Annotated in this window: 7 protein-coding genes; all 7 read left to right on the top strand. The window is 71.7% G+C overall.

Going from position 1 to position 9077, the window contains the following annotated elements; translation table 11 throughout:
• Nucleotides 1–593, top strand: a 593-nt coding sequence (locus ABT116_RS35770) for a DUF3017 domain-containing protein (protein WP_502983991.1), incomplete at its 5' end; no start/stop codon positions are given.
• A gap of 366 nt (nt 594–959) precedes the next feature.
• Complete coding sequence (locus ABT116_RS35765) at nt 960–2285, top strand: XRE family transcriptional regulator (RefSeq protein WP_351642749.1); 1326 nt, start codon at nt 960–962, stop codon at nt 2283–2285.
• Between the two features lie 347 nt (nt 2286–2632).
• Nucleotides 2633–3622, top strand: coding sequence for a malate dehydrogenase (locus tag ABT116_RS35760; RefSeq protein ID WP_351642747.1), 990 nt, complete (start codon nt 2633–2635; stop codon nt 3620–3622).
• A 284-nt stretch (nt 3623–3906) separates the two neighbouring features.
• Nucleotides 3907–5427 (top strand): aldehyde dehydrogenase family protein, encoded by a 1521-nt coding sequence (locus tag ABT116_RS35755; protein WP_351642744.1) that lies wholly within the window; start codon nt 3907–3909, stop codon nt 5425–5427.
• 114 nt (nt 5428–5541) lie between these two features.
• Nucleotides 5542–7074: a GMC family oxidoreductase gene (locus ABT116_RS35750; protein ID WP_351642741.1), complete on the top strand. Its 1533-nt coding sequence runs from the start codon at nt 5542–5544 to the stop codon at nt 7072–7074.
• Nucleotides 7071–8177, top strand: coding sequence for a quaternary amine ABC transporter ATP-binding protein (locus ABT116_RS35745; RefSeq protein ID WP_502983990.1), 1107 nt, complete (start codon nt 7071–7073; stop codon nt 8175–8177). Before ABT116_RS35750 ends, ABT116_RS35745 begins: the two co-directional genes overlap by 4 nt.
• Nucleotides 8177–9077, top strand: a 901-nt coding sequence (locus ABT116_RS35740) for an ABC transporter permease (protein WP_351642739.1), incomplete at its 3' end; no start/stop codon positions are given. The genes ABT116_RS35745 and ABT116_RS35740, both read left to right, overlap by 1 nt.

Here is a 9077-nt window from a genome sequence, read left to right as displayed (position 1 = left end):
GCGGGCGCGAGACCTCGGGCGGGCGCGAGACCTCAAGGGGGCATGAGGCCGCGAGCGGGCGCACAGTCCCGGATGGGCAAGAGGCCCCGAGCGGGCAAGAGGCCCCGGACAGGCAAGAGGCCCCGAGCGGGCAAGAGGCCCCGGAGGAGCTCACCGTCCGGGACCCCGTCAGCGCGCCCGACGCCGAAGGGCGGCCGCGGCGGGTCACCCGGCGCTTCCCGATGTTCACCAGGGACACCGCGCGGCCCGAGGGCGGCGGCCGGGCCGCGCCCAGGGATGCTCCCGCGCCGGCGCGGCAGTGGCCCGTGCTCGCCGTGCTGGGCTTGGCCGGGGTCGGACTCCTGGTGACCGCCTTCGGCCAGTTCCGGCTCGGGACGCTGCTGATCGGCGTCGCCCTGCTGGGCGGTGGCGCGCTGCGCTGGCTGCTGCCGGACGTCGGCATGCTCGCCGTCCGCTCCCGCTTCACGGACATCGTCACCCACGGCCTGCTGGGCCTGGTGATCGTCATGCTGGCGCTGATGGCACAGCCGAATCCGTGGCTGCAGATCCCGTTCCTGAAGGACACCCTGCACTTCACGGTCACCAACGAATGACGAGGACGGCGGTCCGTCCTCTCCCCCGAGGAAGGACGGGCCGCCGCCACGCCCCACCTTCCTGCACCGCGAACAGCCTGTTCAACGGCTGTCAGTGCGCTGTGGCACGGAAGTGACAATTCCGGTACGTCTCGCTTCCGATACCACACAAAGTGGTGCGACGGCGGGGTTGGCGTGGACAATCGGGACGGTCCAGGGTGTATCGCGCGCGGTCACCATGCTCCTGTGCGCCCCTCGTCAGGGAACTGAGATCCTGACTGGGCGCATCCCTGTGGGTATCCAGAACGGGGACTCGGCCGAGGCCGCCACGCGCGGGGCGAACAGCGCGAGAAATATCAGCACGTTTCGGGGGGAAGAGGGGGAGCAATGCCTCGTTGGAAGGCCTTGCCGGATGAGCTCGATCCACAGATCAGGGAGTTCACCAGCCAGCTGCGCAGGCTCGTGGACCGCGGTGGTCTGAGCATCGCGTCGGTCGCGGACCGCACGGGCTACAGCAAGACGTCGTGGGAGCGTTACCTGAACGGCCGGCTGCTCGCCCCGAAGGGCGCGATCGTGGCCCTGGCCGAGGTCACCGGCACCAACCCGGTGCACCTGACCACGATGTGGGAGCTCGCCGAGCGTGCCTGGAGCCGCTCGGAGATGCGGCACGACATGACGATGGAGGCCATACGGATCTCCCAGGCGCGCGCCGCGCTCGGGGAGTTCGGCGGGCAGGACTTCAGCGACCCCTCGGCCGGTGGCAAGGCGGCCTCGGCGGGTGACGGGAGAGCGGCCTCCGCGGGCGGCGGCAAGCCCGCCCGCAGGAGCGGCGGCACCACGGTCACGCCGGGCATCGCGGGACCGGCCGGCGTGGCCCCGAGCGTGCCGCCCCAGCCGACGGCTCCGGAGGTCCAGGACTCCACCGGCTCGGATCTGCGGGAGAGCGGCCGGACCGCCGAGCCCGAGGTCAACTCGTGGGGCCTGGCCGGGTACCAGGGCCCGTCGCCGACGGGCGGGCGCTCCGCCGGTTCCGGCGCGGGCAGGGGATCCCGGCCCGGCTCGGGTCCCGGAACCTCCGCCGGGTCGCCCGGCGGCCCCGGCCGGACCTCCGGTGTCGGGGCGGATCCGTACGGCGAACCGCAGGACGCCGTCCCGTCCCGGGCGGGCGGGGCCGGTGGCGCAGGGGGGACTCGCCGCACGGCCTCCGCCTCCGCCGCCGCGGGCAAGAAGCGGACGGTGACCTTCGTCGCGGGTGTCGTGGGCGTGCTCGTGGTGATCGCCGGCGCGTTCTACCTCACCGGCGGCGGTGGCGACGACGAGGCCAAGGGCGGCGCCCCGTCGCCCACGCCGACCGTCAGCAGCGACCCGAAGCTGCCACCCGGCGTGAAGTGCAGCGGCGCCGGCTGCACCGGCAAGGACGCGGAGGCCATGGGGTGCAGCGGTGACCTGGTGACCACCGCGCAGACCGCGACCGTCGGCACGACCGTCGTCGAGGTCCGCTACAGCGAGACCTGCAAGGCGGCCTGGGGACGTATCACGCAGGCCGCCCAGGGCGACGAGATCCAGATCAGCTCGGGCAAGGCGAAGCAGACCGGCAGCATCACCGCGGCCGGGGACAGCATTGCCTACACCCCGATGGTGGCCGTGAAGAGTGCCGCCGACGCCAAGGCATGCGCGACGCTGACGGCCGGGCAGCGGGGCTGCACCGACTAGCCGCGAAGCGGTGCCACCGGCCCGGGTGAGGAATTTCCGTAGGGGAGGAATGCCCGCCCGGATCGGGGGCACGTGAACCGTACCCCCACGGGAGTCCGGCACGGTCGGTATCCCCCAGGCGGCCGCCTTCGTCCTCCTCTCCCGGACGGGCGGCCGCCTCTTGCGTGGGGGTGGGCACATGCGTACGGGCCGGACGGTGTTGTGGGCCGGGCCACACCGACGCGGACGTCCGGGATCCCGGATGCGCGATAGCCTGACCGCTGGATGGATCTCTTGACGCCAAGAGATCGATCAAACGTCCGGGGCAGGGACCCCGCCCCACCGCCAGCTGTCATACGGAGAACGCCATGACCCGCACTCCCGTGAACGTCACCGTCACCGGCGCGGCCGGCCAGATCGGTTACGCCCTGCTCTTCCGCATCGCCTCCGGTCAGCTGCTCGGCGCGGACGTGCCGGTGAAGCTGCGCCTCCTCGAGATCACGCCGGCGCTGAAGGCGGCCGAGGGCACGGCCATGGAGCTGGACGACTGTGCGTTCCCGCTCCTGCAGGGCATCGAGATCACCGACGACCCGAACGTCGCCTTCGACGGCGCCAACGTCGGTCTGCTCGTCGGCGCCCGCCCGCGCACCAAGGGCATGGAGCGCGGCGACCTGCTGGAGGCCAACGGCGGCATCTTCAAGCCGCAGGGCAAGGCCATCAACGACCACGCCGCGGACGACATCAAGGTCCTGGTCGTCGGCAACCCGGCCAACACCAACGCCCTGATCGCCCAGGCCGCCGCGCCGGACGTACCGGCCGAGCGGTTCACCGCGATGACCCGCCTGGACCACAACCGCGCGCTGACCCAGCTCGCCAAGAAGACGGGCTCGACGGTCGCCGACATCAAGCGCCTGACCATCTGGGGCAACCACTCCGCCACCCAGTACCCCGACATCTTCCACGCCACGGTCGCCGGCAAGAACGCCGCCGAGGTCGTGAACGACGAGAAGTGGCTGGCCGAGGACTTCATCCCGACCGTCGCCAAGCGCGGTGCGGCGATCATCGAGGCCCGTGGCGCGTCCTCCGCCGCGTCGGCCGCCAACGCCGCCATCGACCACGTCCACACCTGGGTCAACGGCACCGCCGAGGGCGACTGGACCTCCATGGGCATCCCGTCGGACGGCTCCTACGGCGTCCCGGAGGGCCTGATCTCCTCCTTCCCCGTCACCACCAAGGACGGCAAGTACGAGATCGTCCAGGGCCTGGACATCAACGAGTTCTCCCGCGCCCGGATCGACGCCTCCGTCAAGGAGCTCGAGGAGGAGCGCGAGGCGGTCCGCGGCCTCGGCCTCATCTGACCGGAGCCTCTCCGCGTTCTGTACGCAGGCCCCGTACCGGTTGCTTCCGGTACGGGGCCTGCGGGCTTTCCACCCCCGGACGGCTCCCGGCCTCGCACGGTGTGACACCGACGTACCTGATTCGTAGACGGTTTGCGGTGATGTGACCGCATCTCCCGTGACACAGCGCACTTTCAGCCATGGCTGCGCATGCATTGGTGGGAGTAGGGCAGGCGAACTCGGTCTCTTAGTGACACGAATGTGACACAGGGGCGCTGATCAGGAACGGAAGGCGAAGAGCGACCATGGCGGCAAGTACCGAACTTCAGGCACGCGAAACCATCCATGCGGGAGGAGAGTGGCGGGCGGCCACCTCCGGGGCCACCCGCGAGATCCTCGACCCCGCGGACGCCCTGCCCTTCGCCGTGGTCGCGGAGGGCGACGAGAAGGACACCGATCTGGCGATCGCCGCCGCCCGGCGCGCCTTCGACGAGGGCCCCTGGCCGCACACGCCCGTCACCGAGCGGGCCGCGCTGCTGAGGCGCGTCGCCGACCTGCTCGTGCGGGACCGCGAGGAGCTGGGCCGGCTGGAGGCGCGCGACGCGGGCAAGACCGTCGAGGAGGGCCGCGTCGACATCGACTGCGTCGCCGACGCCTTCCGCTACTTCGCCGACCTGGTCGCCGGTGAGGCGCCCGGCCGGGTCGTGGACGCGGGCTCGCCCGACATCCACAGCGTCGTCGTGCACGAGCCGATAGGCGTCTGCGCGATGATCACGCCCTGGAACTACCCGCTGCTCCAGGCCAGCTGGAAGATCGCCCCCGCCCTCGCCGCCGGGAACACCTTCGTCGTCAAGCCGAGCGAGATCACCCCGATGACGACGATCGCGCTCATCGACCTGCTCGTCGAGGCCGGGCTCCCCGAGGGCGTCGCCAACATCGTCACCGGTCCCGGACACTCCGTCGGCGCGCGCCTGTCCGAGCACCCCGACGTCGACCTGGTCTCCTTCACCGGTGGCCTGGTCAGCGGCACCAAGGTCGCCCAGGCCGCCGCCCCGACCGTCAAGAAGGTCGCCCTCGAACTCGGCGGCAAGAACCCCAACGTCGTCTTCGCCGACGCCTGCGCCACCGAGGAGGGCTTCGACACCGCCGTCGACCAGGCCCTCAACGCCGCCTTCATCCACAGCGGCCAGGTCTGCTCGGCCGGCGCCCGCCTGATCATCGAGGAGTCCGTCCGGGACCGCTTCGTCACCGAACTCGCCCGGCGCGCCGAGAAGATCCGCCTCGGCCGCGGCACCGAGGACGGCGTCGAGTGCGGCCCGCTCGTCTCCGAACAGCAGCGCGCCAAGGTCGAGATGTACGTCGAGTCCGCCCTGAAGGAGGGCGCGGTGCTGCGCTCCGGCGGCAAGCGCCCCGAGCCGTCCCCGCAGCGTCCCGAGAACGGCTACTTCTACGAGCCGACCGTCCTCGACCACTGCCACCGCGAGATGCGCGTCATCCGGGAGGAGGTCTTCGGGCCGGTCCTCACCGTCGAGACCTTCCGCACCGAGGACGAGGCCGTCGCCCTCGCCAACGACACCGAGTACGGACTCGCGGGCGGTGTGTGGACGGCCGACGCGGGCCGCGCCCGCCGCGTGGCCGGCCGGCTGCGCCACGGCACCATCTGGATCAACGACTTCCACCCCTACCTGCCGCAGGCGGAGTGGGGTGGCTTCGGCAAGAGCGGAGTGGGCCGCGAGCTGGGCCCGGCCGGACTCGCCGAGTACCGAGAGACCAAGCACGTCTACCAGAACCTCGCTCCCAAGCCGGTGCGCTGGTTCGCGGGCTGACCCCCGTCCCCCGCCGGGCCGCCGACACCCCATCCCGGGCTGACCCCCACACCCCGGGCTGAGGTCCCCGTCCCCCGAGCCCGTTCACTTCATCCCCACTGGAGCAAGTACGCCATGTCCCACACCAGTCATGAGTACGACTATGTCGTGATAGGCGGCGGAACCGCAGGTTCCGTGATCGCCTCCCGCCTGACCGAGAACCCGGACGTCACCGTCGCCGTCATCGAGGGCGGCCCCAGTGACGTCGGCCGTGACGACGTACTGACCCTGCGCCGCTGGATGGGCCTGCTCGGCGGCGAGCTCGACTACGACTACCCGACCACCGAACAGCCACGCGGAAACTCGCATATCCGGCACAGCCGGGCGCGTGTCCTGGGCGGCTGCTCCTCGCACAACACCCTGATCGCCTTCAAGCCGCTGCCCGCCGACTGGGACGAGTGGGAGGACGCCGGCGCCAAGGGCTGGGGCGCGGTGCAGATGGAGGCGTACTTCGCCCGGCTGCTCAACAACATCGTCCCGGTCGACGAGAAGGACCGGAACGCCATCGCCCGCGACTTCGTCGACGCGGCCCAGGAGGCCCTGGGCGTGCCGCGCGTCGACGGCTTCAACAAGAAGCCCTTCACCGAGGGCGTCGGCTTCTTCGACCTCGCCTACCACCCCGAGAACAACAAGCGGTCCTCGGCGTCGGTGGCGTACCTCCACCCGGTGATGGACGAGCGGCCCAACCTGACGATCCTGCTGGAGACCTGGGCGTACAAGCTCCAGCTCGACGGCAACCGCGCCGAGGGCGTGCACGTGCGCACCAAGGACGGCGAGGAGATCCTCGTCAAGGCGCGCAACGAGGTCCTGCTGTGCGCCGGCGCCGTGGACTCGCCCCGGCTGCTGATGCACTCCGGCATCGGCCCCAGGGCCGACCTGGAGAAGCTCGGCATCCCCGTCACGCACGACCTGCCGGGCGTCGGCGAGAACCTGCTCGACCACCCCGAGTCGGTCATCGTGTGGGAGACCAACGGCCCCCTCCCGGAGAACTCCGCGATGGACTCCGACGCGGGCCTGTTCGTGCGGCGCGACCCCGAACTGGCGCACCCCGACCTGATGTTCCACTTCTACCAGATCCCCTTCACGGACAACCCGGAGCGACTGGGCTACCAGCGGCCGGAGTTCGGCGTCTCCATGACCCCGAACATCCCCAAGCCGAAGAGCCGCGGCCGGCTCTACCTGACCAGCGCCGACCCCGAGGTCAAGCCCGCGCTGGACTTCCGCTACTTCACCGACGAGGACGACTACGACGGCAGGACCCTCGTCGACGGCATCAGGATCGCCCGCGAGATCGCCAAGACCGAGCCCCTGGCCGGCTGGCTCAAGCGCGAGGTGGCCCCCGGCCCGGACGTCACCGGTGACGAGGAGCTCAGCGAGTACGCCCGCAAGGTCGCGCACACCGTCTACCACCCCGCCGGCACCTGCAAGATGGGTGACGCCGGCGACCGGCTGGCCGTCGTCGACCCCGAGCTGCGCGTCCGCGGCCTGGAGGGCATCCGCATCGCCGACGCCTCCGTGTTCCCCACGATGACCACCGTCAACCCGATGATCGGAGTCCTCATGGTCGGTGAGAAGGCCGCCGAGCTGATCGGTGGTGGTTCCAAGTGACCGCGACCCTCGAGCCCCCCACGGAGCAGACCATGGACACCGCCCCCGTCTTCTCGGTGGAGGGCCTGTGGAAGGTGTTCGGCCCCAAGGCCGACCGCGTTCCCGGCGACCCCGAGCTCACCGCCCTCGACCCCGCCGAGCTGCGCTCCCGCACCGGCTGCACGGCCGCCGTCCGGGACGTCAGCTTCGACGTGCGCAAGGGTGAGGTCTTCGTCGTCATGGGCCTGTCCGGCTCCGGCAAGTCCACGCTGGTGCGCTGTCTGACCCGGCTGATCGAGCCCACGGCCGGCACCATCGCCATCGACGGCGAGGACGTCCGCGCCATGGACCGCTCCCGGCTGCGCGAACTGCGCCGCCACCGCGCCGCGATGGTCTTCCAGCACTTCGGCCTGCTGCCGCACCGCACGGTCCTCGACAACGTCGCCTACGGCCTGGAGATCCAGGGCATGGGCAAGGCCGAGCGGCGCGAGCGGGCCGCCGAGGTCGTCGCCAAGGTCGGCCTCGAAGGCATGGAGCACCGCCGCCCCGGCCAGCTCTCCGGTGGCCAGCAGCAGCGCGTCGGCCTCGCCCGCGCGCTCGCCGCCGACCCCGAAGTCCTGCTCTTCGACGAGCCGTTCAGCGCGCTCGACCCGCTGATCCGGCGGGACATGCAGGAGGAGGTCGTCCGGCTGCACCACGAGGAGGGCCGCACGATGGTCTTCATCACGCACGACCTCCAGGAGGCCCTGAAGCTGGGCGACCGCATCGCCCTGATGCGCGACGGCCGGGTCGTCCAGCTCGGCACGCCCGAGGAGATCGTGGGCGCGCCGGCCGACGACTACGTCCGCGAGTTCGTCCGGGACGTCCCGCGCGAGCAGGTCCTCACGGTCCGTACGGCCATGCGCCGCCCCTCGGCGGGCCAGGACGGCAACGGACCGGCGGTGCGCCCCGACGCGACGGTGTCCGAGGCGATCGAGGCGGTCGCCCGCGCCGGCGCTCCGGCCCGGGTCGTCGACAAGGGCCGGTGCGTGGGCGTGGTCGACTCCGACACGCTCCTCGGCGTCGTCGCCGGGACGGAGCAGCCCGCTCCGCCCGGGACGCAGCAGCCCAAGGAGGCGGTGTGATGGCGACCATCACCGCGTCCCCGCCGCGCGTCGGCCTGCCCGCCCTGCTCAAGCACCGGGCCGTCCACAAGCTGCTCCTGCTCGCCCTCGCCGCCGCGATCCTCGTGCCGCTGGCCAACGCCCGCTGGGCGAGCGGCACCTGGCCGGGCGCGCTGACCGTCGACTTCTCCGAGCCGCTCGCCAAGGCCAGCGACTGGATCATCGACAACCGCGACAGCCACCCGCTGTTCCTCTACTTCTTCGGCCACGTCAGCAACGTCGTCGTCATCGCCGTACGGGCCGTCTACCTGACCTTCCTGGCCGTCGGCTGGGCGGGCGTCACGGCCATCGGCGCGCTGGTCGCCTGGCGCGTGGCGGGCGTGAAGCTGGCGCTCGGCACGGCCGCAGCGTTTCTCGCCTGCGGGCTGCTCGGCATGTGGGTGCCGACGATGCAGACCCTCGCCCTGATGGTCGTCGCGGTCCTCGCGTCGGTCGTCGTCGGCATGCTGCTCGGGCTCGCCGCCGGGCTGTCGGACCGGATGGACCGCGTCCTGCGCCCGGTCCTGGACACCATGCAGGTGCTGCCCGCCTTCGCCTACCTGCTGCCCGTCGTGCTGATCTTCGGCATCGGCGTCCCGGCGGCCGTCCTGGCCACCGTCATCTACGCCGCCCCGCCCATGGCCCGCCTGACCTCGCTCGGTCTGCGCGGCGCCGACAAGGGCGTGCTGGAGGCCGTCGAGTCGCTCGGCTCCACCGCGCGCCAGCGCCTGCTGACCGCCCGCATCCCGCTGGCCCGCAAGGAACTCCTCCTCGGCCTCAACCAGACGATCATGATGGCGCTGTCCATGGCCGTCATCGCGGCCGTCATCGGCGCAGGCGGTCTCGGTGACCGCGTCTACCAGGCCCTGGCCTCGGTCGACG

The organism is Streptomyces sp. NPDC002130, from assembly GCF_040296465.1.
In the GTDB taxonomy this organism is placed as follows: domain Bacteria; phylum Actinomycetota; class Actinomycetes; order Streptomycetales; family Streptomycetaceae; genus Streptomyces.
The sequence above is the reverse complement of the archived record's forward strand: the minus strand, read 5'-3'. Positions and strand labels throughout refer to the sequence as shown.

Coding starts and splice junctions, on each gene's coding strand:
- ABT116_RS35765 (WP_351642749.1), top strand. CDS start 960: ATGCCTCGTTGGAAGGCCTTGCCGGATGAGCTCGATCCACAGATCAGG.
- ABT116_RS35760 (WP_351642747.1), top strand. CDS start 2,633: ATGACCCGCACTCCCGTGAACGTCACCGTCACCGGCGCGGCCGGCCAG.
- ABT116_RS35755 (WP_351642744.1), top strand. CDS start 3,907: ATGGCGGCAAGTACCGAACTTCAGGCACGCGAAACCATCCATGCGGGA.
- ABT116_RS35750 (WP_351642741.1), top strand. CDS start 5,542: ATGTCCCACACCAGTCATGAGTACGACTATGTCGTGATAGGCGGCGGA.